Consider the following 26,793-nt stretch of genomic DNA (forward strand, 5'->3'; position numbering starts at 1 on the left):
CCTCCCGGTTGCGCGGTCCGCTACCTACGCTGTTTTCAGCCCGCGCAGGAAATCGAGGACGACACGGGTGAACGAGACCGGGTCCTCGATGTGCGGGAGGTTCTTCGTGCCCGGAATGGTCGTCTGCGTCCAGTCCCCGTCCGTCCGGCGCGAGTTCCGGGTCGCGAGTGCCCGCCATGTCCCGTTGTCAACGCTGATCCACAGCACAGGTGATTCAACCCTGGTCGACACCCACTTCGGGGGAAGTTGCGCCATCTCGAGACGGGCGTTGCGCATCATCGCGGGCCCCGTGTTGTCGATACGTGCCGCCTCGGTGCGCAACTCGAGGTAGTCGGCGAAGCGCCTCGTGCGGTGGAAGGGCGCGGCGGTGTCCGCCGCCAGATCGAGTCGGGCAAGATCCACGGGATCGGGGGCCATGCGCACCGGCAGTCGGACGGTTATCCCCCTGGTGAGCGGAACCGTGTGCTGCCAGAACCTGGCGGCGATGACACGGTTCATCTCGGTGGGGTGCGACGCCGACACCGAGACGAGCGCGTTGACGCACTGGGGGTAGTTGGCGGCGAGGGTCCAGGCGACGGCACCGCCGGTGCCGGAGCCGACGACGATCGCACCGGAATTGCTGAGCGAGTCGATGACGTCGGAGATGTCCCCGACGGCGTAGCGGAGTTCATATTCGCGGGGAGGTTTATCGGACATGCCGTAACCACGCATGTCGACGGCCGCGACCCGGTATCCGGCCTCGGCGAGTGGTTGCATGACCTCGCGCCACTCGAACCAGCCTCCGAAGGCGCCGTGCAACAGAACTACCAGTGGGGCGGCGGGATCACCGAGTGTCGCCACGTGGAAACGCATGCCGCGGGCGTAGACCCGTCCGTGGTTCCAGGGGCCGTCGAGTGCGACGACGGACGGTGGATTCGGCTTCCCCTTCTTCCGGAACAAGCGATTCACGTCCTTTCCGTCGACGATCGGCGACTGGCGGTGCGGGTGGAAAAACGAGCCCGCCCCGGCGGCTGCATCGGGGCGGGAGAGTTCGACCGTCACGCACGTGGAGGTCGGGTTGGTCGGGGTCTTTTTCCTAGGTGAGCAGACCCTGGCGTGAGGATGCCTCGAGCTTCTTCTCGGCCTGGCCGGGAACGAGTGTCTTGAGCTTCTGCACCGAGTCGATCGTCTGTTTCGGGGCTCCGATCTTCTTCATCTTCTTGTAGCCGATGAAGGCGATCACGGCCGCGAGGACGACCATGAGGAGGAAGACGATGAGGTACGCGGCCCAGCGGTCGAGCCATACATGGAGGACTTCGGCGAGGAAGAAGAAAAAGAAGAACGAGCTGTAGAGTGCGATGACGCCGGCGACCGCGAACATTCCGCCGCCGACCGCACCCTTCTTCGCCTCCTGTGCGAGTTCCGTCTTGGCGAGTTCGATTTCGCCGCGGATCAGGGTGGACATCTGCGCGGTGGCATCAGAGACCAGGTCGCCGATGGAACCCTGGCCGGCTGCGCGGGTATCGACGTCGGACAGAGGGATGCTGCTCACCTTGGAGGTGAATGCGTCGTTTCCGTCTGTGAAAAGGCCGTCAGATTTGCTCACGGTAGGTAGTCCTCCACGTGGGTGAAATATGGGATGTGTGACGGTGCCGACCGGGTGCACGGGGGTGGACACTGCTGGCACTGTCAGTTCAGTTACCGCCAATCGTGCCACGAACACGGATTTTGTGCGAACTCCGTACCCGGGCATCTCAACCGAGGGTGAGTATCGGGAACATCCGGAGCATCGCTCCGAGGTGGCGGGAGGCGCCCGGCGGCTACCCTTGTGCGGTGACCGAAAGACCAGACCCGCTAGCCCCGCTCCGCCGGATTCCCGGAGTCGTGGAGTCGACGATGCAGGCCCGGAATGCGCTCGCAGCCGTTCACCGTCGGCCCGTCAACCTCCGTCGCCCGGAGATAACGGGAGCCGAGGGAGTGCTCCGTGGTGCCCGGGCCGGTGCCCTGATCGACGGCGTCGTTCCCGGAGGGGCGGGGGAGGAATCGGCGGTCGTCGCGCGGAACATCGATGTCTACAGTCTGCTCGCTCCCGAGTTCGTCCAGGACACGTCGCGCGTTTTCCTGAGGTCCCCGCTGCAGGTGCTGGCGCGGATGGATGTGTTGGCCGGGGGGACCGGCCGTCCCGAGCGTGCGGGCGGTGAACTGATGGTCCTGGCGGCCACGGTGACCTCCGGAGCTGATCCGGATCTCCTGCCGGGAATCGTCCACGGCCAGCTGCTGTCGACGTCGGCGTTCGGTGAGCGTACCGGTGTCATCGCGAGGGCGGCCTCCCGGCTCGCCGCGGTGGCGGGGGGTTTCGATCCGCGTGGGCTCGCGGTACCCGAGCCGTGGCTCAACCGGCACCGGGCGGAATACCGGGCGGCCGGAGAATCATTCGGTACCGGGCCGGAGGGGGTGGGGCGATTCCTCGTCCTGCACATGCGCTCGTTCGTCGCGGGGGCGGAGGAGGCGGAGGGGATCGCCGCGGCGTTGTGAATCCGTGTGCGCGTGGAGGCGCCGCGAAAGGGCGGAATCAGTCCGCCGTTTCAGGCCCGGGCGCGGCGCGCGAGCCAGAACCCGCCCACCGTGACCGCTGCGATGCCGGCCGCGATGCCGGTCCCGATGCCCACGTCACGGGTGCTCGGCATCTGGAAGAGGGGCTCCGGGTTCTTGAAGCTGCGGATCTCCCAGCCGCGCTGCAACGCGATCTTCTTCAACGGCCTGTCCGGGTTGACCGCGACGGCGTTCCCCACCGACTCCAGCATCGGGACGTCCGTCACGGAATCGGAGTAGGCGAAGCTCCGGTCGAGATCGTATGAGTGCTCGCGGGCGAGTTCCTGGAGGGCCCGACGCTTCGCGTCGCCCTTGCAGTAGAAGAGGACCTCGCCGGTGAACTTGCCGTTCTTCGTGCCCAGCCGGGTGGTGACGATCTTCTGCACCCCCAGCTCGCGGGCGATGGGTTCGACGAGCTCCGCCGCGGAAGCGGAGATGATGATGACGTCGTGCCCGAGGGATCTGTGGTGCCCGATGAGTTCCCGGGCCTCTGCGTAGATGGCCGGGGTGACCACCGAGTGGAGGGTGTCCTCGACGATGGACCGCACCTGTTCGACGTCCCACCCGGCGACCATCGCCGCGAGATGGTCACGGGTGGAGTCCATCTGTTCGGAGGAGTGTCCGGCGACCATGTACGTGGACTGGGCCAGGGTCATCCTGAGGGCCTCCGCCGGGGTGATCAGGCCGTTGTTCATGAACTCGCGGCCGTAGGCGTAGGCGGAGGAGGTGGCGATGACCGTCTTGTCCAGATCGAAGAAGGCCGCCACCGGGGACTCGGCGGCGTTCGGGGTCGGACTCTGCTCAGGCACGGGGACCAGTCTAGCTGCATCACGCGCTAAAGAACCACAGCTGGGATGTGACTGCTGGGGCTGGTGTGAATTGAGGGGGTAAATGTGACTCTCCTTCCGCGGCCCGGTACTGCGCGGCCCGGTGCCGCGTCCTCTGTGGTGTCTATCGTTCGGCCAGCCGGGGTGGTTACATGCGTCCGACCATGCGTCCGACGGTGTTGAACACGGTGAATGTCTGTGCCATACTTGCCTGTGCTGGGCCCCGATATACCGTGCGGCCCGCCCCGGCCACCCCCCCCCGAGGCCGGGTTACGACGGCCCGCGTAACACCCCCCCGATACGCGGGCCGTCCCCATGTCTCCACATCTCTCCACACGGTTTCCCCACACGGCCGGGTTCGTTCGGGGGTTGTTGAATTCAGGTCCGGAGTCAGGGGTTGTGCACAGTGGTCCGGCCTGCCGGGCCCCGGTCGGGCACCGGTGGGTGAAACTCACCCGCATGAGTGCAACCGACAGTCCCATCCTCGTGGTGGTGTCCGACCCCGTCCTCCATCCGGAGGCCGTCCACGTCGCCACCGTCACGGGTCGAACGGTGATCGACACGGTCGATCCGAAGGAGATCGCGAGGCACGCACCGCGGGCACGCGCGGTACTCGTCGACGCCGGGGGATCCGTTCACTTCCGCGACGGGATACGGCATCCGCACCTCTATCTCGTCGCACCGGATCCGGGTCCCGTCGACTGGCGGGCGGCGATGACGTGTCACGCGGAATCCGCGTTGCTCCTACCGGCTCAGTCTCCTGAGCTCCTCGCTGCGCTCGGTAGGGAGGACGGGACCCCGTCCGGTGGCCGGGTACTCGGTGTCCTCGGTGCCGTCGGCGGCGCCGGAGCGAGCACACTCGCCGCGGCCGTGGCACGGGAGCTCGCCGATGATGCACTGATCCTCGTCGACGCGGTCGACAGATCCGGGGGACTGGATCTGCTGCTCTGCCTGGAGGATGTGCCCGGCGTGCGGTGGCCCGAGGTCACCCTCGACCGGGGGCACGTCGAACTCGCCGATCTGCGGAGGGCCCTGCCCCGCACACCGGACGGAATCGCGGTTCTCTCCACCGCGCGCAGCCGGTTGGGGGATTCATTCACCCTCGGTCCGGAACGGGTGTCCGGAGTCCTGGACTGCATCCGTTCCGGTGCCGGAACCGCCGTCGTCGATCTGCCCGCGGGAGCGGTCGGTGCCCGGTGGGCGTCGAGCCTCTGCGATCTCGTGATACTCGTGGTCCCCGCCGAGGTGCGGGCGGTGGCCGCCGCTGCGTCGCTGACGGCTGATCTCGCCACGCACCGGACACCCTGCCGCACGGTTCTCCGGCACCGCGGGTGGTCCGGGATGGATGTCGACGACATGGAACGGCTCACCTCGACGGACTGCATCGCGGAACTCGGCCGGGTGGCCGGCCTGTCGAAGGCATGTGAGTTGCACGGACTACCGGGGCGGACACCCCGGGTTCTCGCGTCCGTCGCCCGAGCGGTCACCGCAGAACTCCGGGAGATCCCATGACCGACCTGGTGGAACGGGTCCGGCGTCGACTGGCGGAACTCCCGGACCGCGCGGTCGACGGCGGGGAGGAGAGCGATACCGCCCGGATCATCCGGGAAGAGGCCGGCGTGATCAGTGACCTTCAGGTACTCGAGGTGCTCCGGCGGCTCCGGCACGAGTCCACAGGCGCCGGGCCGCTCGAACCCCTCCTGGCCATCGAGGGTGTCACCGATGTCGTCGTCAACGGTCCGGGGGACGTCTGGTTCGACACCGGATACGGCCTGCGACGAGCGGAGGACACGTTCACCTCCGACGCGGAGGTCCGGAGCCTCGCCACCAGGCTCGCGGCGCTTTGCGGTCGACGCCTCGACGACGCGCACCCGTTCGCAGACGGTCGGATGCGGCGCGCCGACGGTACCGCGGTCCGGGTCCACGCGCTGCTCTCCCCGCCTGCGGAGAAAGGCACCTGCATCAGCCTCCGGGTGTTGCGTCAGGCGTCGTTGGGCCTCGACGCACTCGTGGCGCGTGGAGCGGTGACCGCGGAGATCGCGGATCTCCTGCGGGGCATCGTCCGATCACGCCGTTCACTGCTGGTGGTCGGTGGCACAGGCTCCGGGAAGACCACGCTACTGGCGGCGCTGCTCGCCGAGGTGTCACACCGTGAGCGCATCGTGTGCATCGAGGACACCGCGGAGCTACATCCGACGCACCCTCACGTGGTGAGTCTCGTCGCCCGGCAGGCGAATGCCGAAGGGGTCGGCGAGATCACCATGTCGGTGCTGCTCAGGCAGGCTCTGCGGATGCGGCCGGACCGGATCGTCGTCGGTGAGATCCGCGGCGCCGAGGTCGTCGATCTCCTCACCGCGCTGAACACCGGCCACGACGGTGGCGCGGGTACCGTCCACGCCAACAGCCTGGCCGAGCTTCCCGCACGGTTCGAGGCGCTCGGGGCGCTCGGCGGACTGGACCGCGACACCCTGCACTCCCAGCTCACCGCGGCAGTCCGGGTGGTGGTGTCCGTGCGCCGATCACCGGACGGTGGGCGGTGCGTCGACCAGATCGGGGTTCTGGAGGGGAACCCGGTGAAGGTCACACCCGTCTGGGACTCCGGATCAGGGGAGCTCGACGGTTTCCCCGCATTCCGGGAGTCGGTGACCACATGATCCCACTCATCCTCCTCGCCGTGGCCTGCCTGATCATGCCTCAGGCTCCGTGCACCCGGATCTTCTCCCCGCCGCCCGGGAGGGGGAACCGCCCCATTCTCCGGATCGCGCCCCTGATTTCCGGGATTCCGCTGGTCTTACTCGTTCCGTTGTCCGTCGTGCTCTCCGGGATCGTCGTGACGGCGACAGTAGCATGGTGGATCCGGGATGCCCGGCGTCGACGGTGCACCGCGCGTACCGCGGACGCCACGGCGGACATGCTCGGTCGTATCGTCGCCGACCTGCACTCCGGAGCGGGGATGCCGGACGCCGTACGATCAGCCGTCGAGATCCAGCGGGAGGACGGAACCGCCCCCGCCAGGGTCATCGCGTTGGTTGAGACCGCTGCACGTCGTGCCTCGGACGGACCCGGAGCGGGCCTGGTGCTCGCGGAAGCCGACGATGTCCCCGATCTCGCCGCCGCAGGTCGACTGTGGCACCTGTCCGAGCGGCACGGTATTCCTCTTGCGACGGTCCTCGAGCACGCCCAGCATCGGGTCGATGCCCGGATCCGGCACCGTGATCGCACGAGGGCCGCCCTTCAGGGGCCCCAGGCGAGCGCCGTCATCCTCACGTTCCTCCCTCCGGTCGGGACGGTGATGGGGACCCTGATGGGGGCGCAACCGCTCGCCCTCCTCACCGGTGGCGGTGTCGGGGGCCTGCTCCTGCTCGGCGGAGTCCTGCTGACCTGCACGGGAACCATCGTCTCGAGGATCATCGTGCTCCATGCCGGGGGAGACGCGACATGACGGCCTCGATCATCTGGGCGACCGTGACCATGCTCCTGCTCGCCGGTGCGACGCTCTGCTCCGACCCGGATCCGTCCGGACGGATCCACCCGAAACCCGGGTACCGTCCGAAGCAGCCGCGGGACCGTCCGACCGAGGTGTCCCCGCTCGACATCGCCGCGGACATAGAGCTTTTCGCGGCCTGCACCACAGCGGGATTGGCCATCGGGACAACCATCGCCGCAGTCGCGGATGCTGCCGGTCCGGCGACCGTGGACGACTGGCGCAGAGCCAGGGCGCTGCTCGCGGTCGGGGCCCCGCTCCCCGATGTCTGGCGGGGGCTCGCTCAGCGTCGGGGGCTCGACGAGCTGGCCCGCACCGCGCGGCACTCCGGACACTCCGGCGCGGCGATGGCCGCGGGCTGCGAACGCATTGCAGCCCGTCTACGCGAGGACGCCGATGACCGGGCGGTGGGGGCCGCCGAACGCGCCGGGGTGCTCGTCGCCCTGCCGCTGACGCTCTGCTTCCTGCCGGCGTTCATGCTCCTCGGACTCGCGCCGATGGTGCTGAGTCTCGGAAGCCAGTTGTTCGCATGATCCACCATCAATCCACCAACTATCAGGAAAAGAGAATCACCATGGAGAACACCATCAGTTCCACGACCCCACCAACCCGGCCGGATCCGGACGGACCTCCCTGCCCGGACTCCCCGGCACCTGCCGAAGTGACGGGAGGTCCCGGATCAATCCGTCCTCTGGCAAACGACCTGGGGATGAGCACAATCGAGTACGCCATGGGAAGTATCGCGGCTGCAGCCCTGGCGGCGGTGCTGTACACCGTCATAACGGGTAGCGACGTCGTCGAAGCGATCCGCGGAATCATCGTCGATGCCCTGAACAGCGGCCCCGCAGCATGAAGGAGACACGTGCGCCGGCGCCCGGCTCTGAACGTGGATCGGTCACGGTTGAGGCAGCTGTCTCCATCAGTGCGCTGATCGTGGTGTGCGTCATCATCGCGGCGGGTGTCGCCACGCTCGCCGCGCACGTCGCAGCCATCGACCTCGCGGGCGCCGCGGCCCGTGGACACGCCCTCGGGCGGGAACTGGAACCTGGACGCGGCGTACGTATCACCCTCACCGAGACCGCGGGAGTGGTGACGGCCAGTGTCACGGTTCCCGCCCCGCTCGGAGACGCGACGGCCCGGGCGTTCTATCCCGTGGAGTATCCCCGTGGAACGCCGTGAGAGAGGTTCGGCCACACTCTCCGCGGCGGTCGCGATCGCCGCCTTCGTGGTGCTCACTCTCGTGCTCCTCGAAGGCGTGGGTGATGTGCTGGACCGGCACCGGGCGCAGGTGTCCGCCGATCTGGCGGCCGTCGCCGCGGCAACCGCCCTGTGGTTCGGGGATGACGCCTGCGCCGAGGCCTTCCGGACGGCCGCCCGGAACTCCGGGGGAGAGCTCCGGGACTGCCAGGTCGACGGCGCGGATGTCATCGTGGAGGTCTCGGTGGGGGTCGGCACGGTTCGGGCACGGGCCGGTCCCCTGTGAGGTCAGTTGCCGGTGAGCATCGTCACCATCGCCCCGAGCAGGGTGAGTGCACCATGCTTGTCCAGCGGTGAGTTGCCGTTCCCGCACTTCGGGGACTGTACACAGGACGGGCAGCCGTCCTCGCAGGAACAGGCGCGGACCGCCTCGAACGTGGCGGTGATCCAGTCCCGGAAACGGGCGAAACCGCAGTCGGCGAACCCGGCACCACCGGGATGCCCGTCGTAGACGAACACCGTGGGAAGCCCGGTGTCGGCGTGCAGGGCGGTGGACACACCCCCGATGTCCCACCGGTCGCACGTGGCGATCAGCGGGAGCATCCCGATCGCCGCGTGCTCGGCGGCGTGGAGCGTCCCCGGCAGATCCGCGGCGCTGACCCCCATGGCGGTCAGGGCGGCCGGATCCACCGTGTAGGCCACGGCGCGGGTACGCAGCTGCTGGGGAGGGTAGTCGAGGGGAATCTGGTCCAGCACCGTCCCGTCGGACATGCGCATGACGTATCCGGTCACCTGCTCGGTCACCTCGACGCCGATGTTCGCGACCCACAGTCCCGGGGACGGATTCCGCAGTTCGCCGTCGCCCGGGTTCTCGATGATCCTGATGCTCGTCGTGCTCCGGGCGAAAGTGGTGTAGTCGGGGATCTCCGCGTGGGCGAGCGCGAGGTGATCGTCCAGCAGGAGATCGTCCACGACGAACGACTCACCCTGGTGGATGTACACCGCGCCGGGATGCACCTGGGAGATCGCCCGGACGGAATCCACTGTGCCCAGCAGCCTGCCGTCCCCGGAATCGACGATGGTGACGTCCCCGCCCGCGCCGCCCCGGAGGGACACCGATCCGTGCGCGGTGTGCGGTCGCGGCAGCTCCGGCCGATCATCGGTGTGCCGGTCCACGGCGAACCAGCCCCGCGAGCGTCTCCGCAGCAGGCCCGTGTCCACCAGCTCAGTGACGATGTCGTGGATGCCTCCCCGCGGACCGAATAGCTCGAGATCCCCGTCGGTGAGGGGAAGCTCCACCGCCGCGCAGTACAGGTGTCCCCGGAGGACGTAGGGGTTCGTGGGGTCGAACACGCTTCGCTCGATGGGGGAACCGAGGAGCGCCTCCGGATGGTGCACCAGGTAGGTGTCCATGGGATCGTCCCGGGCGACGAGCACCACGATCGACCCCTGCCCGCGCCGACCGGCCCGGCCCGCCTGCTGCCAGAACGACGCGACCGTTCCCGGGAATCCGGCGGTGACCACCGCATCGAGTCCCCCGACATCGATGCCCAGTTCCAGCGCACTGGTGGAGGCGACCCCCACCAGGGTGCCGTCGTCCAGCTGCCGTTCCAGGCGTCGGCGATCGGCGGCGAGGTATCCGGCACGGTACGCCGCGATCCGCTGCGCCAGGTCGCGACGCCCCATCCGGGAGAGTTCCTCGGCGCACCGCAGTGCCACGGCCTCCGCGCCCCGGCGGGACCGGACGAACGTGAGCGTCCGGGCGCCCTCGGCGACGATGCGGGCCATGATCAGCGCGGCCTCGGTGGATGCGGCGCGGCGGACCGGGGTCGTTGAGGTGTCGTCCGGGGGATCGATGAAGCCCGGTTCCCAGAGCACGACCGTCCGTGCCCCGGTCGGTGCCCCGTCGTCGGTCACGGCGTCGACGGGGAGACCGGTCAGCCGGCTCGCGTGTCCCGCCGGATCCGCGATGGTGGCCGACGCGAGGATGAACACCGGTGAACTGCCGTACCGGGCGCAGATCCTGCGAAGTCGACGCAGGACCAGCGCGACGTTCGCCCCGAAGATGCCCCGGTAGGAGTGGCACTCGTCGATGACGACGTACGCCAGGTTCCGCAGGACGCGCGCCCACCTGGTGTGGTTGGCCAGGAGGGAGGCGTGGCACATGTCCGGATTCGTGAATACCATCCGGCTGGTGTCCCTGACGTGGTGGCGTACCTCGTCCGGAGTGTCGCCGTCGTAGGGCGCCGGATGGATTGAACCCAGTCCCTCGACGCTCCGTGTCAACCGGCTGACGGCTGCGAGCTGGTCACTGCCGAGTGCTTTGGTCGGGGTGATGTAGAGGGCGCACGCCCGATCGTCATCGGCCAGGCCGGACAACACCGGGAGGAGGTAACCGAGCGACTTCCCGGAGGACGTTCCGGTCGAGATGACGACATGGCGGCCATCCCGGGCGGCTCGGGCGCACAGTTCCTGGTGGATGAACGGGCGTCGGATGCCGTCGACATCCGACAGGTGTCTGAGCAGCGGTGGATGCACCCAGTCGGGCCAGACGCCGTACCTGGCCGCGCGTGGTGCGGAAGTGGTGGAGGATGTGCACGTGGATTCGGGTAGCCGGCTGGACAGAATTGTCGCGATTTCATCGCCGAAGGATGCGGCAGTCGACATCTCTCTCCTTCTATTCTGCTTCTGACCAGCGGGGATGAAGTTTTTTCGGATCCAGACTATCGCTCAGCGTTGAAACGTGACACACTGGTACTCGGTCGCAGATTTTCATGCGGGGTACTTCGGTACACGCAGAGGATAGTGTCACGGAACCCAGGCTGTTCCATCAGTTTCTTCGGAGCTGTAAGCCAGCCTGCTAGGAGGTTTTCGTGACGGCCCGGTGTTCTTCGTCAGGTGAAGTTCTACCGCATCCTAAAGTTAAGAAAAAGGTTAAAAGTATGGCACAGGGAACTGTGAAGTGGTTCAACGCTGAAAAGGGCTTTGGTTTCATTGCCCCGGCCGATGGATCCGATGATGTCTTCGTTCACTACTCCGAGATCCAGGGCAACGGCTTCCGTACCCTCGAGGAGAACCAGCAGGTCGAGTTCGAGATCGGCGAAGGCGCCAAGGGCCCGCAGGCCCAGCAGGTCCGCGCCATCTAGGTCTCACCGCCTGATACGATCGCCCGGCTTTCCCGCAGAAATGCGGTGGAGCCGGGTTTTCGCTGTTTTCGGCGTCCGTATCCGGACCGGGGTCGGCGTTGGGCCAGGGGGCCGGGGCGGTCGGTTCGGATCGGATCCCGGTGTTCCGGTCCGGGGGCCCGTCGACTGAGCTAACCCGGGTGGGGGTGCCCCCCGTGCTCCCGGGTCGAACCGGGAAACCGGGCGTGTACGGCACGAATGCTCCCCGTCGGGCACACCCGTACGGTGAAGTGCACCGGTGATGCTGTGCAATGGAGGCATATACAACTGTGTACGGTAGTCGGAGATGAAGAACACCCACTGTGCGAGAGGGACGTAACCCAAGTGGCACCAGCAAAGCGGTCAGGAACGAAACGACTGGTCATTGTCGAGTCGCAGACGAAGGCGAAGAAGATCGCGCCTTATCTCGGCGACGACTACATCGTCGAGGCGTCCGTCGGCCACATCCGTGACCTTCCGCGCGGTGCCGCCGATGTGCCCGCCAAGTACAAGAAGGAGCCGTGGGCGCGTCTCGGTGTCGATGTCGAGCACGGATTCGCCCCGCTCTACGTGGTCAGCGCCGACAAGAAGAAGAAGGTCGCCGACCTCAGGGCCAAGCTGAAGGAGGTCGACGAGCTCTATCTCGCGACTGACCCCGACCGCGAGGGTGAGGCGATCGCCTGGCACCTGCTCGAGGTGCTCAAGCCCAAGGTTCCGGTCCGACGCATGGTATTCAACGAGATCACGAAACCGGCGATCCTCGCCGCCGCGGAGAACACCCGCGAGCTGGACGACAACCTGGTCGACGCCCAGGAGACCCGGCGCATCCTCGACCGCCTCTACGGCTACGAGATCTCACCCGTTCTGTGGAAGAAGGTCATGCCCCGGTTGTCCGCCGGTCGCGTGCAGTCCGTAGCCACCCGCGTCATCGTCGAGCGCGAACGGGAGCGCATGGCGTTCATCTCCGCGAACTACTGGGACATCGCCGCCGAGTTCGACACCGGCAATCCGAACGCGGACCGAACCAATCCCCGGGTGTTCTCCGCCAGATTGACCAGCGTAGACGGTTCCCGTGTCGCCTCCGGGCGCGATTTCAACGATCGCGGTGTCCTGAAGAGCGACTCCGTCGTGGTCATCGACGAAGCCCGGGCCCGGCAGCTCGCCGACGGACTCACCGAGTCCACCATGGCCGTGGCCGGGGTGGAGGAGAAGCCCTACACCCGCCGCCCGTACCCGCCGTTCATGACGTCGACGCTCCAGCAGGAGGCCGGGCGCAAGCTGCACTACACCTCGGACCGCACGATGCGCATCGCGCAGCGTCTGTACGAGAACGGCCACATCACCTACATGCGTACCGACTCGACCACGCTGTCCGCCTCGGGCATCGAGGCCGCCCGTACACAGGCCGTGGAGCTCTACGGCCGGGACTACGTCTCGGACTCGCCGCGCCAGTACACCCGGAAGGCCAAGAACTCGCAGGAGGCTCACGAGGCCATCCGCCCGGCCGGCGAGACGTTCGCCACCCCGGGCCAGCTGCACGGTCAGCTGGACGCCGAGGAGTTCAAGCTCTACGAGCTGATCTGGCAGCGCACCGTCGCCTCCCAGATGGCGGATGCGCGGGGAACGTCGATGAAGGTGACCATCGCCGGAACCGCCGACGACGGCTCGGCGTGCGAGTTCGCCGCCACCGGCCGCACCATCACGTTCCCCGGCTTCCTCAAAGCCTATGTCGAGGTGTCCCGCCAGGCGGATGGTCGCGACATGGCGGACAACGCCGAGAAACAGCTCCCGCGGCTGAACGAGGGCGACGACCTGACCATCGCGGATGTCACCGCCGAGGGGCACTCGACCAACCCGCCCGCCCGCTACACCGAGGCGTCGCTGGTGAAGAAGATGGAGGACCTCGGTATCGGGCGTCCGTCGACGTACGCGTCGATCATCAAGACCATCCAGGACCGCGGATACGTCTACCCGCGCGGCAGTGCCCTGGTTCCCAGCTGGGTGGCCTTCGCCGTCGTCGGCCTGCTCGAGGCGTCGTTCTCCTCGCTCGTGGACTACGACTTCACCTCGTCCATGGAGGACGAGCTCGACGAGATCGCGGCCGGTACCGAGGACCGGACACACTGGCTCAACGGCTTCTACTTCGGCAACTCCGCGGCGTCCGACGCGATGGCAGAGACCGTCGCCCGGCTCGGTGGTCTGAAAACCCTGGTGGGTGACAATCTGGAGCAGATCGACGCCCGGAGCGTGAACTCACTGCACCTGTTCGACGACGATCAGGGGCGCGCCATCTTCGTCCGTGTCGGTCGCTACGGCCCCTACCTGGAACGCCAGGTGGGCACCGCGGAGGACGGCACGCCTGAGCACCAGCGCGCGAACCTCCCGGACGCGATGACCCCGGATGAACTCAGTCTCGAGGCCGCGGAGAAGCTCTTCGCCACGCCGCAGGGCGGCCGGGAACTGGGCGTCAATCCGGCGAACGGACGTACCGTGGTCGCCAAGGAGGGCCGCTACGGCCCCTACGTCACCGAGCTGGTCACCGACGCGGAGCGCGAGGGGGCGCTCGAGGTCGCGGAGAAGATCGTCGCCGAGGAACGCGCCGCCGAGGACGCCCAACGGGCGGCCGAGGGGAAGCGGGCGAAGAACTGGGAGACCAAGACCGCGGCGAACCAGAAGGAGAAGCGGCTCAACCAGATCATCGAGGAGACCCTCAAGCCCGGCACCGCGTCCCTGTTCTCATCCATGGAACCGGCGACGGTCACTCTGGAGGACGCCCTACGGCTGCTGTCCCTGCCGCGTGAGGTCGGCACGGATCCGTCCGACGGTGGGGTGATCACGGCGCAGAACGGCCGCTACGGCCCCTACCTCAAGAAGGGGAACGACTCCCGTTCGCTCGCGAACGAGGAGCAGATCTTCACGGTCACCCTCGACGAGGCACGCCGGATCTACGCGGAGCCGAAGCGTCGCGGTCGGGCGCAGGCGACCCCACCGCTGAAGACACTGGGCGACAACGACGTCTCCGGTAAGCCCATGGTGGTCAAGGACGGTCGTTTCGGCCCCTATGTCACCGACGGTGAGACCAACGCCTCCCTCCGGAAGGGCGACACCCCCGAGACGATGACCGATATCCGGGCCTGTGAGCTGCTCTCGGAACGCCGCGCCAAGGAGGCGGCGAATCCCTCCCCGGCGAAGAAGACCACGAAGAAGGCGGCGAAGAAGGCGGCGAAGAAGGCGGCGAAGAAGACAGTGAAGAAGACCACGAAACGCGTGGTGAAGGCGGGTACTCGGAAGAAGTAGGCGGGTTTGCGTCCGCTCCACATCAGCTGATCGCGTGCCGACGTCCCCACGCTCCGAGGCCGGCCCGTCCGTATTCTTCAGGGATGTCCGCAGCTTTCCACTGGACAACTCGTATCCAATGCGTAACATGAGCAGCAAACGTAACTAACCGAAAGCAGATATCAACGTGAGCATCCGTCGTTTCGCGGCCGTCTCGTCCGCATCCCTCATCGCAGTGACCGGTCTCGCCGTTCCCGCGTCCGCCGCCGACGCCGAGACCGAGGTCAACAACGCCGTCAACAAGGTCAACAGCGTCACCGCTCTCGTCCAGTTCGCCCCGTGCAGCAAGGTCCGCAGCGAACTCGATTCCCGTGGTGGTGGCTACCGTACGACCGGGGACCTCCGGGATCGTGCCGCAGGCGAGGTCGCCGCGCAGATCGCCCGGGTCGAGCGGCGTGCCGGCGGAATCAACGCCGCACAGCGCCAGCGCCTCAACGACGCCTTCTGGGCCGGCGCGAACGCCGGTATCGCCAAGGCGCGTTCCTGCGGCATCGTGAGCGAAGGTCCGGCATCGGGTGCTGTGGCCGAGAACGGTGGTGCTCCGGCGAATCACGGCACCGCACCCGTCAATCACGGGAACAACACGCCCTCGGCACCTTCCCAGCCCGCCCCGGCCCCCGCACTTCCCTTCCCGGTGCCGGCCCCGGTCCAGGATGCGCTGCGCGGCACCGTGATCCGCGTGCCAAACCCCTTCGACCCGGCACACCCCTTCGAGTTCGTGGTTCCCGCGTTCCTCGCGCCGCTGTTCGTCCTGTCCAGCTGACCACCGCGTCACCGGCAGAAGTAGGAACAAAGACCGGCCCCACCGTAGGTGGGGCCGGTCTTTGTTCCGGGGCCCGGAGTCCCGGCCGGAGGCTACGCCCGCTCCGCGAGGGTCGGACGGATGGGGCGGGCCAGCTGGGTCAGTTCGTGGCGGCCCCGCAGTTCCACCGACTTGAGGAGGGTCCACCGCGCGCGTTCCGCTTCGTTCGCGTCGCGCAGTGTCGCGGCCGAGGTCAGTACCTGACCGGGTGTGTCCTTCGCGAGTTCGGTCAGCCGGGCCGCCTGGTTCACCGCATCCCCGATCACCGTGTACTCGAAGCGATCATGACCGCCGATGTGTCCGGCGACGACATGGCCCGCCGAGACACCGATACCGCAGGACAGTTCCATCCCCTTGAGCTCCTGGCGTAGTTCGCGGGCGGCGGCGAGTGCGTGGCCGGTGGCGTCGGCGAGCTGCAGCGGCGCCCCGAACACCGCGAGTGCGGCGTCGCCCTGGAACTTGTTGATGATCCCCTTGTGGCGGTGCACCACCTCGACCACATGCTCGAAGAACTGGTTGAGCGCCGCGACAACCTCCTCGGGGGTGTGGTCCACCGCGAACCCGGTTGAGCCGATGACATCGACGAACAGGACGGCGACCTTGCGGTCCTCACCACCCAGGGTGGGGCGTTCCTCCATCGCCCGGTGGGCGACCTCCGTACCGACGTATCTGCCGAAGAGTTCACGCACGCGTTGGCGTTCCCGGAGTCCACGCATCATCTCGTTGAATCCGGCCTGGAGAACGCCGATCTCCGAGCCGTCGTAGATGTCGACCTGGGTGGAGGTCTCCCCACGACGGACCCGGTTGATCGCGTCCTGCAGCTCCCTGATGGGGTCCACCACGCTCATGATCACCAGGGCGGTGGCGGCGAATCCGGTGACCAGGGCCGCCAGGGCGAGGGCGAGAACCGCGGGCAGGATGTCCGCCGGGTCGGCGGAGAGATAGCCGGTCTTCTGCCCCGCGATGAGCAGCAGGATCCCGACCACCGGGACCCCTGTCGTCGACAACCAGGTGAGTTGGAGTCTCCGCTGCACCGGTGGTTCCAGGGTGGAGTCCTCGAAGCGACGGGCGAGTGCGATGACCGCCACCGGGCGGACCAGGCGTTCAGCCTCGAGGTAGGTCATCAGCACGACGACGGAACCGCCCAGGAGACTCGTCAGCCCGACGACGAGAGCGTGTCGGGGGGTTTCCTCGATACCGGCGACGGTCGTGATGATCCCGATCCCGATGAGCCACACGGTGCCGGCCAGCGCCGACTGGTAGACCGGGATCCGCATGACCAGGTTGCGCACCATGTTGGGGTCATGGGTATCCGGGTGCCGTTGCCAGCGGAGTACGGGAAGAAACAGGACGGCTGTGGCGACGACCCCGACGATGACGGCGAAGACCAGGTAGCCGATGGCGAGGACCGGAAGGTAGCCGGCCTCGTGGGGCCCGCCGGGGGCGTCGGGCAGTGGCACGAGGAACTTGAGGAACAGCATGACGCCGACGGCCCCGAGAACGTTCGAGCCGAGCACCGTCGCGGCATACAGCGGCCACGAGGTCCCCCACAGCCACCGGACGATCTGTGCGACACGACTCATGCCCATCACCTTAACCCGGACGGTCGGACATGCGCGTGACGTTGCTTATAGGCTGGGGGAGTGAGCACACCGAGCGCCCCCCGTACCCCCACCGAAGACCCGGCATCCGGGCCGGATGACGACGGAACGGATGTCTTCGACCGGATCGCCGGATCCGGGGCCGTCCGTCGTACCCTGACGGGGGCGGCGGCCGCGGCGCGTGCCCTGACCGCAGGTAGGGGGAGCGGTGGTGCCGCGCCCACCGGAGTCGCGGGCGCGGGGATGACCCACTCGTGGTTGTTCACCGGACCGCCCGGTTCGGGACGCTCGGTCGCCGCGCTCGCGTTCGCCGCGGCGCTCGTGTGCAACGACCCCGGGGTCACCGGCTGCGGGCGCTGCACCGCATGCCGGACCGCCCTCGCCGGGACACACGCGGACGTCATCCATGTCGTGCCGCACGAGCTGAGCATCAGCGTCAGGCTGATGCGCGACGTGATCCGGGACGCGTCGAAGCGCCCCACCACAGCGCCGTGGCGGGTGGTGGTCATCGAGGACGCCGACAGGTTGAGCGACGCCGCGGCCAATGCCCTGCTGAAGACGGTCGAGGAACCACCGGAACGGACGGTGATCATCCTCTGTGCCCCGTCGACGGACCCACGGGACATCGCGATCACACTGCGCTCGCGGTGCCGGCACGTCTACATCCCGACACCGGCGATCCCCGACGTCGCGAGGATCCTGGTCCGCGAGATGGGAGTCGCCGAGGGGGACGCGAAACTCGCGGCAGCGGCCTCCGCGGGGCACATCGGGAGGGCCCGGAACCTGGTGCGCAGTACCGCGGCCCAGCAACGGCGTGCGCAGGTGCTGGGGCTAGCCCGACTCGTCTACGAGGGGGACCTCGCGTTCCGGGAGGTAACCAACCTGATCCGCACCATCGAGACGGAGGCCGGGGAAACCCTCGACGCCCTCGACGAGCGGGAGACCGAGAAACTCGCCGTCGCTCTGGGTCTCGGGGCGAAGGGCAAGGGGACTGTGAAGGCACTGCGTGGCACCCGCACCGAGATCAGGGAACTGGAGGAGCGGCAGAAGCGGCGTCGGACCCGGTACCTGCGGGACGCCCTCGACCTCTCCCTCGTGGACCTTGCCGGACTCTACCGGGACGCCCTGCTCACCTCCTCCGGGGCGCAGGAGGTGCAGCGTATCCATCCGGATATGGCGGAGATCGTCGACGCACTCGCGGAGCGCAACACCGCCGAAGCTCTGGTGGCGTGTCTCGACGCCGTGACGCTCTGCCGCGAGTCCCTCGGACAGAGCGTGCGGCCCATCGTTGCCATGGATGCGCTCGTCGGACGGCTGCGCAGGGCCTGCGGAGTGTCCTGAAGAGTGCCCTTGTGCTGGGCTTTCGTGTCAGCGACGTTCATGCGCTAAAGTGGACAACCGGTACCGCGCGTGCCGCCTTAGCTCAGTCGGTAGAGCATTTCACTCGTAATGAAAAGGTCGCGAGTTCGATTCTCGCAGGCGGCTCCACTTGGACACCCATCTGGATACAAAGCCTTGGATAACCAAGGTGGCGGTCTGGATGGGTGTTTTTGCTTGTCAGGGCTGTATTTTAGCGAATCGGGGTAGCGGTTCGCTTGAACGCTGTGTGCCGGATTGAGGGTCTGCGAGAGCGTCGAGCGCCGTCATGGTGGCTCTCTGACCATCGAGAGAGATTGGCGTCAAAAGGTATGGACTGCCGTCAAAGAGTAGGGCGTCGTGTCAAAAGTTTCGGGCGCCGGTGCTCATCCAGCCTTCTGCACTCGACGCCAAGCAGCGTTGGGGGCATCCGGTCCCCTGGGGTCATCGTCCGCGAGTCCTGCGGGAACTTCTATGGGCAGAAGCTCCGATTCTTGAACCAGGGGCGCCTGGCTCTAGTCTGAGAGCGCAGCCGTAACTTCAGTAGGCTCGGCCCTGCCGATCGCAGTATATCTTCGAGAAACTGCCCAAGACGCCGCTCTTCGCGTGTATGCGGGAGATCGTTCGCGAAGACTTGGTGACCATGCGCAGAGTGTCACCGTAATGGAATCCCCTCGAGCTGATCGTAGGGAAGGGCGGCTCCTACCTACATGGGTGCCTGCCGCTCCCGTTGAGTAGGTGATGGTCAGCGGAGGCGTTGCGCGCGCCACATTAACCACAAAACCCGACGTGCAGATTACGTCCTGGAGTCCGTGCGGATTGACGGCGACACTGTGAAACTCCCCTGCGGGACTGGGCATCGACGTGATCGAAGTCACTATCGAAGCTATTGGGGCCATGAAGACAGGAGCCGATCAAGGGGCACTGCACCGCACTCGCGTAGGTCCGCAAGGCAGGTCCTGGCTAACGCTCGAAAACAAGAATTGCCGGTCAAAGGCATTGTTGCGTAGACGTCAACGGAGCCTGGGTGTGGGATGAAGTGTATCCTGCCGGAAACAGGAAACCGTGGTGCGCAGCATTCGTCGTTTTGGCTTATCTGAGAGCCGGTGTAGCTTTCCGAAAGCTCGTCGGGTATCCATACTTGGTTGACAGCTGGATCGCTGAAGCTAAGGGACTTGGCGCATGGAAAACCTCAGGTGAGCGAGATGGTGATCCGGTGTGCTACGGCTGGAATGATGACGGTCTCGTTAGTGACCACATTGGAATTTCGTGGGTTAATCCAACGACATCGACCTATCGTGCGGTGGAGGGAAATACAGACAACGCAGGCTCTGGTTCCGGAGGTCTCGTCCTGGTCCAAGAGCGCCCTCGACCTGTCATCCTGGGCTGGGTTGTTATCCGCATCCTGTTGAAGCATATGGCTGATAAAGGGCTGATCGCAGGTGACAATGGGGCTGTCGCCCCCTCGCCTCGTCCCCAGGTTGAGTTGATGCTTCCGCAGCCTTATCCGCTTCCTACCGGACACTATTACGGCTTGATCAGTGGCCCCGACCAGTCGCATGGTGGCATAAACGAATCAGAGCGACGCGTCATTCGGATCATCCAGAGGCTGCTCATCCAGAAAAGGGGGTAAGTTCCGGGTATCACGGATGTGAATTCTGCATGGGTTGATGGGATTTTCGAGCAGCCGACGGCGGATGCTGTCGCACGATCCCAGAAGGCCGAGATGCCGAACACGCAGTTCTATGGCCAGGTGTGGGTTGATGATTACGCGAAGCTTTCAGGCTGCAGTGCTGCACCCGCACCCAATCCACCTGCTCTTGCGCAGCCGTTCCCTCTTCCGCGTGGTCATTACTACGGACTTATCGGCGGACCGAATGAATCTCACGGAGGGATTAATGACGCCGAACGTCGAGTGGTCAGAATTATTCAGCAGCGGCTAATCGCTAAGGGTTATGTCCCCGGGATCAGTTCAATAAACTCACCGTGGGCTGATGGCGTGTACGAGCAGGCGACGGCCGACGCTGTGACTAGGTTCCAACAACGCGAAATGCCAGGAACTACGTTGTTCGGTCAGGTATGGGCAGATGATTACGCCCAGCTAGCGCGGTAACGGTTCACACTGGTGGTCAGATTGTTTGCGGAGCATCATACCCCGCAGGCAAGACCACCAAGGCCGTCGCGGGCAGGGGTGCCGCGGGCTTCGCCGGTACAAAAATTCCCCAAGTAGCCTCGTTCCCCATACATCACGCCGTTCTCCACGGTAAACAAGATATGTTTTCCTATAGGGAATTCGGGAGAGCCAGGTGGCAACGCATAGTGACTCAAACCTTCCACCTGGAACGTGACATGCCCGTTTGATTGGTCTCCAGTTACGGTAACGAGCCGCAGCTGAACGTCAAGGCCAAGTTCTCCACTGAGATGTTCGGTAATACCTGCTGCGCCTTCAGGAGAGACCTCGAGGCTTCGTGAATGAGCATTCCAAGTACCTTGGAGCCATTGTGGTGCGGCCACCGTGGGTTCAAGAAGCGATTGGGGTTCAACTTCACCCATCGGTGTCGAATCTTGCGCTCCGGAGCCTTGCGGATTCGAAGTTTCCGGTGAGAAAGCGCTCGGGCTCTCGGACACCTGGCTGTCGGTTGAGCTGACTTGTGCAGTGGCGGAATCCGTCAGTGGAGGTGTTGTTTCCTTCACGGACGAGGAAGTTGTTTGGCTCGGGACGGCTTCTTTAGTCGTTTGTTGCTGTTGTGAAGACGCTGGTGTGGGTTCTGGTGGAGAACTGGAAGAACCGGAACATCCACCTAGAAGTAAAGCAAAGCTGATTAACGCTCACGAAGAATATAAATATCGGTTCACCCCATTAAGCCTATCTGTTGCGAGTGGAGGGGTGCTCTGAAAGTGGTCAAACCCCGTGGGATGGGCGATGAAGGACGCGCCCGAGCCAACTACGCTCTAAGCCTCGTCTGTGACAGCGCGACGGGGCTTGTCTCATCTTCGTGCGTGATCCAACCGCTGGTGTGAATGCTGCATCCACCCAGCTGGCGTTTGCACCCGCCCCACGGCCATTTGCACCCACCTACCAGCCTTGTATCAAAATGGGTCACTAAGCATCCACGTCGCACAGCCCCCTCCCCGGATCATCCGGGGAGGGGGCTGTGTCGTGTTGGCGGGCGGGGGAGGGGCGCTCCGATGCTCCCCCCTCCGCCGGGTGGACCGGAGCACGGTCTAGCATGTGTCCATGGTTGAGGAGAGCTCTGAATCACACGTGCCCGGCTACGTCCGTCCCGGGCACGCGCTCAGACACGCGGCCGGGGAACGCCGGGCATGGCTCCCGGTGGCGCTCAGCATGTTCACCGTCGCCTGGGGCGGGAACGAATTCACTCCCCTCCTCGTGCTGTACCGGCAGGCGGGGGAGTTCTCCCCGGTGTTCGTCGATCTCATGCTCGTGGCCTACGCCATCGGTGTCGGGGTGGGGCTGCTGGTCACCGGCCCGCTGACCGACCGGTACGGGCGACGCCCGGTGATGCTTCCCGCCCCGGTGCTCGCGGTGCTCGCATCGGTGATCATCGCCCTCGCGGAGCACACCGCGGGGTGGATGACCATCGGGCGGTTCCTCTCCGGACTCGCGGTCGGTATGGCGATGACCGGTGGCGGCTCGTGGGTGAAGGAACTCTCCGCGCCGTTGTTCGACCCGAAGGCCCGACCCTCGTCAGGGGCGAAACGGGCCTCGATGGCGTTGACCGCCGGGTTCGCCGTCGGTCCGGCGGTCGCCGGGATTCTCGCGCAGTGGCTGCCCTGGCCCGGTCAGCTCTCGTTCGGTGTGCACGTTGTGCTGTCCTTTGTCCTGATTCCCCTGCTCCTGACGATCCCGGAGACCAGGCAGCCGGCGATCCACGCGAAGCGCCGGTCGGTCCTGGACAGCCTGCGGGTCCCCTCGTTGCGGAATCCCCGGTTCTACGCGGTGGTCCTGCCCATCGCCCCCTGGGTGTTCGGTTCCGGGTTCACCGCCTACGCGACACTGTCGGCGCGCATGCAGGACCACGTTGCGCACCCACTGGCCTTCTCCGGTGCGATCACACTGCTCACCCTGGGAGTCGGATTCGCCGTCCAGCAGGCGGCGCCCGCGATCGCCGGAACCGGAGGGCCGCGGGGCCCCGTCGTCGCGATGGTGGCGACCATCGCGGGATTCGTGGGTGCCGTCGCGGTGGTGCTCAATCCGTCTGTTCCGGTGATGCTCGTGGCGTGTGTGTTCCTGGGGCTCTCCTACGGGCTGTGCGTCTACACGGGCCTGTCGGAGGTGCAGCGGATGGCTGCCCCGCACGAGCTCGGCGCCCTGACCGGCATCTTCTACTGCTTCACGTACACCGGGATGGCGTTCCCGGCTCTGCTGACCAGGCTCAGCGACTGGTTCAGCTATCCGCTGATGCTCGGATTCGGGGCGGTCGTCGCGACGATCGTACTGGGAGTCGTGAGTGTGACGGGGCGCCGATTCTGATCCCGGCACCTACGACGACGGGCGACTACCGGCGGCGCAGGAGCCGCACACCGACGCCTGCGGCGATGACGCAGAGGACGATGAGCAGGACGACGGTGTTGTCGATGCCCGCGGCCAGTTCGGCCACGCGGCTCTGCAGCCGGAACTGGGTTTCCGTGTCCAGCAGGGTCGGCAGTGCCGATGTGCCGTTGCTCATGAGGAACGTGAATCCGATGAAGATGAACAGAACGCCGGCGGCGACGCTGAGTGTGTTGGTGTGGACCGGACCGACGTGGATCTCCCGCCCCCGGAGCCAACCCGCGTGGCCGAGGTCGAACCGGTCCCACAGCAGGGCGAGGAGGAACAGCGGGACGGTCATCCCGAGGGCGTAGCAGGCCATGACGAGTGCGCCGTAGGTCGCGGAACCGCCGAGCGCGGAGGTCGCGAGCACCGCTCCGAGGAGGGGGCCGGCGCAGAAACCGGCGAAGCCGTAGACCGCGCCGAGCGCGAACACGGGCAGCCACCCGGTGCCCCGGATGCGGTTGTTCACGGTGGACAACCCGGGGATGCGGAACCCCAGTCCGAGCAGCGACCAGACACCGAAGGCGACCATGACCCAGCCGGCCACGGAAATCACCGTGTCCCGGTGCTGGGTGAACAGTGAGCTGAACCCGCCGATACCCGCACCGACCGGGACGAGCACGCTGGCGAGACCCGCGAAGAACACGGCGGTACGGGCCACGAGCTGGCGTTTCGACGTGAATGCGTAGGCGAAGAATGCGGGGAGGAGCAGCGCGGAGCAGGGACTCAGGATGGAGAGGACTCCGCCGAGGAAAGCCCCGACGACACCGATGGAGAGCAACGTCCTACCGTCCCCCGGCTTCGGTGAGCTCGGCGGCGGATCGGGTGTCCGGTTCGGTGACCTCGGCCTCGCCGTCGGCGACCCGCTTCAGTTCGGTGTTGATGACCTCCTCGAACACCTCGAGGGGCTGGGCGCCACCGACGAAGGTCTCGCCGATGACGAATCCGGGGGTTCCGCTCACACCGATGCTGCTGGCGTAGGCGCGGGCGTTGGCGATCGCCTCGTCGTACTTGTCGCTCGTCGCGTCGGCGCGGAACTTCTCCATGTCCGGGACGCCGGCCTCCTCCGCGAAGCGGACGAAGTCCTCGATCCCGTAGTTCGGGTGACCGGAGATGTTCTTCGATGAGCTGTAGAGGGCGTGCTTGAACTCGACGAACCTGCCCTGCTCCGCGGCGGCCCGACCGGCCCGTGCCGCGGCTTCGGCGTTGGGGCCGTTGATGGGCAGATCGTTCCACTCCATGCGGACCAGCCCGGTGTCGACGTACCTGCTCAGGATCGCCGGTTCCGTGTCGTTCGCGAACAGGGAGCAGAACGGGCACTCGAAATCGGAGAACTCGGAGATGACGACCGGTGCGTCGATCGCACCAACGGCGAACGGATCGTAGACGTTGCGGCGGTGGATGTTGGGCATGTCCGCCTGGCTCTGCAGCGGTCCCCGCGGGCCCCAGTACATGGCGTCGTAGCCGCCGCCCTCGGTCTCCCTGGGGCCGTCGCCACGGCTGCCGTCGGCACCGGGGGTCACGGAATCGGCCACCTCCTCGTAGGACGGTGCGCCGGTGGCGGACGTCGCGGTCCCGCCGGCTGCGGTGGTGGATGATTCCGCGGGGCGGTCCGCGGTCCGGTCGCCGATCAGGTATCCGACGAGTCCGGCGATGATGACGAGGAGAACGGTGAACACCCACATCGTCGGCGGGATCCGGGTGCTGGGGGTCTCCCCGGCCCCGGATGCGGAGGGATCGGTTGACGCGGTCTTATCCGCGGTCTCGTCGGACACGGGAAAGCTCCTTCTGAGGGGCATGGTGGGTGAATCGGTCAGTAACCCATTGTCCACGAAGGGACGGGAAAACCAACCGTCAGGTCCGCTACGCGGACGGGTAGTCGTCCTCGGGACGCACGGCGTTGCGCAGGGCGATGGCGCGGGCGAGGCGTGCGTACCGCAGATCCTGTTCACGGAACCGGACCCAGGCGCTCATGGTGGTGAACATGAAGGCCACGGTCAGCGCGTAGAGCAGCAGGTCCGTGCCGCGGTCGACACCGACCCAGTTGGCCACGACCGTCAGGTCGTCTGGACGCAGGACCGCCCAGATCGCCGCGAGAATGAACAGGATGAACCCGATCTTCACCCCGGCTTTCGCGCGGGCCTTCCTGCGGTTGGACAGGAAGTACATGACCAGCACGGTGGTGCAGACGAGAAGGAGTACCTGGATGAGCAGTTGGCCGGTGATCACGGGAGCCTCCTGGCGAGTAGTCCGTCGGCCAGGATATTCACACCGTTGATCAGTGACTGGCCCTTGCTCATCGAGTATTCGGTGTAGAGGATGTCCACGGGCTGTTCGGCGACCCGCCAGCCGCGTTCGTCGATCTGGGTGACGAACTCGCTGGCGTGACTCATGCCGTTCATCCGGATGTTCAGTTCATCCGCGACGCGGCGATTGAATGCGCGCAACCCGTTGTGTGCGTCGGTGAGCCCCATCCGCTTCGCACGCGGTGACAGCATCACCACGGTGCGCAGCACGAGACGCTTGAGCAGCGGAACCTGGTCCCCCTCGGCGCGCGGGCGTCCGAAGCGGGTGCCCACGACGATGTCCAGTGGCTCGGTGCGCAGCCGCTCGAGCATGGCGAGAACGTCCTTGACCTGATGCTGGCCGTCGGCGTCGAAGGTGACGAAGAAGCGGGCTCCGGGCTGCGCCCGGGCGTATTCGACCCCGGTCTGGATAGCCGCCCCCTGCCCGAGGTTTACGGGATGGTTGACCAGGTGCGCCCCCGCGGCGTGAATGGCCACGGCCGAGTCGTCGGCGGAGCCGTCGTTGACGGCGACGATGTTGGGGAATGTCTCGCGCGCGGCGCGGATGACGTCCCCGATGACGGTTCCCTCGTTGTAACAGGGCACGACGAGCCAGGTGTCCCCGTGGTCCGGGGGCGGGACGTCACCGGTGCGGTCGGGATCCGGTGAAGCTGTGTCGGGAGATTCCATGATGGTGATTATGCTAGCCGACGTCAGTCGAGGGGTCGGATGGCGGCGGTGTCCGGGGGAGGGAACGTGGACGGGGGTGCCCCCGTGGTGCCGGGGAGGATCAGCTGTCGCGGTGGAAGATCAGCCGGTAGACGGCCTTCAGCAGACGCGGCGGCAGTGCTCGGTAGAGCGTGCGGACACCGAGGTTGAATGTGGCGCGACCCCGCCCCACGAGGCCGTATTCGACGAGATTGCGCTGCAGGCGGCGTTCGGACGCGAACATGCCGCGTCCGGTGCGGCGGGCGAACATGTCGTCGCCCGTCCGGAACCGGGTCAACGGTTCGGGGAGGTTGTGGAACCTGGCCCCGCCGGTGAGCATCCGGGCCCACAGGTCGTAGTCCTCCATGAAGTGGACGTCGCGGTAGCCGCCCGCACGGCGCACGGCACTGGTCCGCAGCATCACGCTCGGATGGTTCACGGGGGTGTTGATCCGGGCGTAGCGCGCGATCGCGTCGTGGTGCTCCGGCAGGGTGCGCACGCCGGTGACCGTGTCCGGGTCGTCGTCGGTGAATTCGGCCATCGCGGTACCCAGGACATCGATCTCAGGGTGTTCCACGAGGTAGGCCAGCTGTACGGCGAAGCGTTCCGGGTCCGCGAGATCATCGGCGTCGAGCCGCGCGAAGTAGTCGGTGTCGATCTCGTCCAGGGCGGACTGGGACGCCGGCCCGAGTCCGCGGTTCACCGGCAGCTCGAGTTGCCGGGCCGTCGGATTGCTGCCCAGGAAACCGGAGACGACACCGGCGATCTCCTCGGGCACGGGGCCGTCCCGGACGATGAGGATCTCGTCCGCGGGGAGGGTCTGGGCGGCCACCGATTCGAGGGCCTGACGCAGGTGGTCGGGGTTGTTCCCGTGGTAGACGGTGACGAGTGCGGTGAGCGTCGGCAT

The 26,793-nt window shown here is 66.5% G+C and carries 25 protein-coding genes and 1 tRNA gene; 15 read left to right on the forward strand and 11 right to left on the reverse strand.

What is annotated here, in order from left to right; translation table 11 throughout:
* Positions 1-24: 24 nt before the first annotated feature.
* On the reverse strand, positions 25-939 hold the full coding sequence (locus tag KRX55_RS07875; RefSeq protein ID WP_255567672.1) for an alpha/beta fold hydrolase: 915 nt from the start codon (positions 937-939) through the stop codon (positions 25-27).
* 136 nt (positions 940-1,075) lie between these two features.
* On the reverse strand, positions 1,076-1,585 hold the full coding sequence (locus tag KRX55_RS07880) for a phage holin family protein (RefSeq protein WP_200257940.1): 510 nt from the start codon (positions 1,583-1,585) through the stop codon (positions 1,076-1,078).
* Positions 1,586-1,812: 227 nt separating this feature from the next.
* On the opposite strand from KRX55_RS07880, the gene KRX55_RS07885 reads away from it, so the two are divergent.
* Positions 1,813-2,514 (forward strand): hypothetical protein, encoded by a 702-nt coding sequence (locus tag KRX55_RS07885; protein WP_370625784.1) that lies wholly within the window; start codon positions 1,813-1,815, stop codon positions 2,512-2,514.
* A gap of 50 nt (positions 2,515-2,564) precedes the next feature.
* On the opposite strand, the gene KRX55_RS07890 is transcribed toward KRX55_RS07885, so the two are convergent.
* Positions 2,565-3,389 carry an HAD family hydrolase gene (locus KRX55_RS07890; protein WP_370625793.1) on the reverse strand — a complete coding sequence of 275 codons (825 nt, stop codon included), beginning with the start codon at positions 3,387-3,389 and terminating at the stop codon, positions 2,565-2,567.
* Between the two features lie 468 nt (positions 3,390-3,857).
* Here KRX55_RS07890 and ssd point away from each other — a divergent pair, with 468 nt between their 5' ends.
* From ssd to KRX55_RS07925, 7 genes are all read left to right on the forward strand, one after another.
* Positions 3,858-4,910 (forward strand): septum site-determining protein Ssd, encoded by a 1,053-nt coding sequence (gene ssd / locus KRX55_RS07895; protein ID WP_218407205.1) that lies wholly within the window; start codon positions 3,858-3,860, stop codon positions 4,908-4,910.
* Positions 4,907-6,052 (forward strand): TadA family conjugal transfer-associated ATPase, encoded by a 1,146-nt coding sequence (locus KRX55_RS07900; protein WP_218407206.1) that lies wholly within the window; start codon positions 4,907-4,909, stop codon positions 6,050-6,052. Before ssd ends, KRX55_RS07900 begins: the two co-directional genes overlap by 4 nt.
* Positions 6,049-6,840, forward strand: coding sequence for a type II secretion system F family protein (locus KRX55_RS07905; RefSeq protein WP_218407207.1), 792 nt, complete (start codon positions 6,049-6,051; stop codon positions 6,838-6,840). The genes KRX55_RS07900 and KRX55_RS07905 overlap by 4 nt, the downstream gene beginning before the upstream one ends.
* The gene (locus KRX55_RS07910; protein ID WP_255567673.1) at positions 6,837-7,415 is read left to right on the forward strand and encodes a type II secretion system F family protein; all 579 of its coding nucleotides are present in this window, start codon (positions 6,837-6,839) and stop codon (positions 7,413-7,415) included. The genes KRX55_RS07905 and KRX55_RS07910 overlap by 4 nt, the downstream gene beginning before the upstream one ends.
* A 128-nt stretch (positions 7,416-7,543) precedes the next feature.
* Positions 7,544-7,735 carry a DUF4244 domain-containing protein gene (locus tag KRX55_RS11855; protein ID WP_370625794.1) on the forward strand — a complete coding sequence of 64 codons (192 nt, stop codon included), beginning with the start codon at positions 7,544-7,546 and terminating at the stop codon, positions 7,733-7,735.
* Complete coding sequence (locus tag KRX55_RS07920; RefSeq protein ID WP_218407209.1) at positions 7,732-8,061, forward strand: hypothetical protein; 330 nt, start codon at positions 7,732-7,734, stop codon at positions 8,059-8,061. Before KRX55_RS11855 ends, KRX55_RS07920 begins: the two co-directional genes overlap by 4 nt.
* The gene (locus KRX55_RS07925) at positions 8,048-8,365 is read left to right on the forward strand and encodes an Rv3654c family TadE-like protein (RefSeq protein WP_370625785.1); all 318 of its coding nucleotides are present in this window, start codon (positions 8,048-8,050) and stop codon (positions 8,363-8,365) included. Before KRX55_RS07920 ends, KRX55_RS07925 begins: the two co-directional genes overlap by 14 nt.
* Before the next feature lie 2 nt (positions 8,366-8,367).
* Here the strand turns inward: KRX55_RS07925 and KRX55_RS07930 are convergent, their stop codons facing one another.
* Positions 8,368-10,746 carry a DEAD/DEAH box helicase gene (locus KRX55_RS07930; protein ID WP_218407210.1) on the reverse strand — a complete coding sequence of 793 codons (2,379 nt, stop codon included), beginning with the start codon at positions 10,744-10,746 and terminating at the stop codon, positions 8,368-8,370.
* A gap of 275 nt (positions 10,747-11,021) precedes the next feature.
* Between KRX55_RS07930 and KRX55_RS07935 the strand changes: the two genes are divergently transcribed.
* The 3 genes from KRX55_RS07935 (at position 11,022) to KRX55_RS07945 (ending at position 15,342) form a co-directional block, all read left to right on the forward strand.
* The gene (locus KRX55_RS07935; protein ID WP_200257926.1) at positions 11,022-11,225 is read left to right on the forward strand and encodes a cold-shock protein; all 204 of its coding nucleotides are present in this window, start codon (positions 11,022-11,024) and stop codon (positions 11,223-11,225) included.
* A 363-nt stretch (positions 11,226-11,588) separates the two neighbouring features.
* Positions 11,589-14,540 (forward strand): type I DNA topoisomerase, encoded by a 2,952-nt coding sequence (topA, locus tag KRX55_RS07940; protein WP_370625787.1) that lies wholly within the window; start codon positions 11,589-11,591, stop codon positions 14,538-14,540.
* Between the two features lie 166 nt (positions 14,541-14,706).
* Positions 14,707-15,342, forward strand: a complete 636-nt coding sequence (locus KRX55_RS07945) for a hypothetical protein (protein ID WP_218407212.1) — start codon at positions 14,707-14,709, stop codon at positions 15,340-15,342.
* Positions 15,343-15,434: 92 nt separating this feature from the next.
* Here KRX55_RS07945 and KRX55_RS07950 read toward each other — a convergent pair whose 3' ends face one another.
* Positions 15,435-16,964 (reverse strand): adenylate/guanylate cyclase domain-containing protein, encoded by a 1,530-nt coding sequence (locus tag KRX55_RS07950; RefSeq protein WP_218407213.1) that lies wholly within the window; start codon positions 16,962-16,964, stop codon positions 15,435-15,437.
* Positions 16,965-17,024: 60 nt separating this feature from the next.
* Between KRX55_RS07950 and KRX55_RS07955 the strand changes: the two genes are divergently transcribed.
* The 3 genes from KRX55_RS07955 to KRX55_RS12055 all read left to right on the forward strand — a co-directional run bounded on the left by KRX55_RS07955 (position 17,025) and on the right by KRX55_RS12055 (position 20,451).
* Positions 17,025-18,323: a DNA polymerase III subunit delta' gene (locus KRX55_RS07955; protein ID WP_370625788.1), complete on the forward strand. Its 1,299-nt coding sequence runs from the start codon at positions 17,025-17,027 to the stop codon at positions 18,321-18,323.
* A 71-nt stretch (positions 18,324-18,394) separates the two neighbouring features.
* Positions 18,395-18,470 (forward strand) — tRNA-Thr (locus KRX55_RS07960).
* A gap of 1,594 nt (positions 18,471-20,064) precedes the next feature.
* Positions 20,065-20,451, forward strand: coding sequence for a peptidoglycan-binding domain-containing protein (locus KRX55_RS12055; RefSeq protein ID WP_370625795.1), 387 nt, complete (start codon positions 20,065-20,067; stop codon positions 20,449-20,451).
* Positions 20,452-20,486: 35 nt separating this feature from the next.
* On the opposite strand, the gene KRX55_RS07970 is transcribed toward KRX55_RS12055, so the two are convergent.
* Positions 20,487-21,032, reverse strand: coding sequence for a hypothetical protein (locus tag KRX55_RS07970; RefSeq protein WP_218407215.1), 546 nt, complete (start codon positions 21,030-21,032; stop codon positions 20,487-20,489).
* Positions 21,033-21,576: 544 nt separating this feature from the next.
* On the opposite strand from KRX55_RS07970, the gene KRX55_RS07975 reads away from it, so the two are divergent.
* Positions 21,577-22,833, forward strand: a complete 1,257-nt coding sequence (locus tag KRX55_RS07975; protein ID WP_218407216.1) for an MFS transporter — start codon at positions 21,577-21,579, stop codon at positions 22,831-22,833.
* Positions 22,834-22,858: 25 nt separating this feature from the next.
* Here KRX55_RS07975 and KRX55_RS07980 read toward each other — a convergent pair whose 3' ends face one another.
* The 5 genes from KRX55_RS07980 to KRX55_RS08000 form a co-directional block, all read right to left on the reverse strand.
* Positions 22,859-23,674 (reverse strand): cytochrome c biogenesis CcdA family protein, encoded by an 816-nt coding sequence (locus tag KRX55_RS07980; protein ID WP_218407217.1) that lies wholly within the window; start codon positions 23,672-23,674, stop codon positions 22,859-22,861.
* A gap of 4 nt (positions 23,675-23,678) precedes the next feature.
* Positions 23,679-24,578 (reverse strand): DsbA family protein, encoded by a 900-nt coding sequence (locus tag KRX55_RS07985; protein WP_218407266.1) that lies wholly within the window; start codon positions 24,576-24,578, stop codon positions 23,679-23,681.
* Between the two features lie 178 nt (positions 24,579-24,756).
* A complete protein-coding gene (locus tag KRX55_RS07990; RefSeq protein ID WP_218407267.1) occupies positions 24,757-25,119 on the reverse strand; it encodes a DUF2304 domain-containing protein in 363 nt (120 codons plus the stop codon).
* Positions 25,119-25,868, reverse strand: a complete 750-nt coding sequence (locus tag KRX55_RS07995; RefSeq protein ID WP_218407218.1) for a glycosyltransferase family 2 protein — start codon at positions 25,866-25,868, stop codon at positions 25,119-25,121. Before KRX55_RS07995 ends, KRX55_RS07990 begins: the two co-directional genes overlap by 1 nt.
* Positions 25,869-25,968: 100 nt before the next feature.
* Positions 25,969-26,793, reverse strand: coding sequence for a glycosyltransferase (locus KRX55_RS08000; protein WP_218407219.1), 825 nt, complete (start codon positions 26,791-26,793; stop codon positions 25,969-25,971).

It is taken from the genome of Corynebacterium sp. TAE3-ERU16 (assembly GCF_019209935.1).
Classification (GTDB): Bacteria; Actinomycetota; Actinomycetes; order Mycobacteriales; family Mycobacteriaceae; genus Corynebacterium; species Corynebacterium antarcticum.

Excerpts from the sequence above, each read along its gene's own strand:
- ssd (WP_218407205.1), top strand. The coding sequence starts at position 3,858 with ATGAGTGCAACCGACAGTCCCATCCTCGTGGTGGTGTCCGACCCCGTC.
- KRX55_RS07900 (WP_218407206.1), top strand. The coding sequence starts at position 4,907 with ATGACCGACCTGGTGGAACGGGTCCGGCGTCGACTGGCGGAACTCCCG.
- KRX55_RS07905 (WP_218407207.1), top strand. The coding sequence starts at position 6,049 with ATGATCCCACTCATCCTCCTCGCCGTGGCCTGCCTGATCATGCCTCAG.
- KRX55_RS07910 (WP_255567673.1), top strand. The coding sequence starts at position 6,837 with ATGACGGCCTCGATCATCTGGGCGACCGTGACCATGCTCCTGCTCGCC.
- KRX55_RS07920 (WP_218407209.1), top strand. The coding sequence starts at position 7,732 with ATGAAGGAGACACGTGCGCCGGCGCCCGGCTCTGAACGTGGATCGGTC.
- KRX55_RS07930 (WP_218407210.1), bottom strand. The coding sequence starts at position 10,746 with ATGTCGACTGCCGCATCCTTCGGCGATGAAATCGCGACAATTCTGTCC.
- KRX55_RS07935 (WP_200257926.1), top strand. The coding sequence starts at position 11,022 with ATGGCACAGGGAACTGTGAAGTGGTTCAACGCTGAAAAGGGCTTTGGT.
- KRX55_RS07950 (WP_218407213.1), bottom strand. The coding sequence starts at position 16,964 with ATGAGTCGTGTCGCACAGATCGTCCGGTGGCTGTGGGGGACCTCGTGG.
- KRX55_RS12055 (WP_370625795.1), top strand. The coding sequence starts at position 20,065 with ATGCCGAACACGCAGTTCTATGGCCAGGTGTGGGTTGATGATTACGCG.
- KRX55_RS07975 (WP_218407216.1), top strand. The coding sequence starts at position 21,577 with ATGGTTGAGGAGAGCTCTGAATCACACGTGCCCGGCTACGTCCGTCCC.
- KRX55_RS07985 (WP_218407266.1), bottom strand. The coding sequence starts at position 24,578 with ATGTGGGTGTTCACCGTTCTCCTCGTCATCATCGCCGGACTCGTCGGA.
- KRX55_RS07995 (WP_218407218.1), bottom strand. The coding sequence starts at position 25,868 with ATGGAATCTCCCGACACAGCTTCACCGGATCCCGACCGCACCGGTGAC.
- KRX55_RS08000 (WP_218407219.1), bottom strand. The coding sequence starts at position 26,793 with ATGCCGACGCTCACCGCACTCGTCACCGTCTACCACGGGAACAACCCC.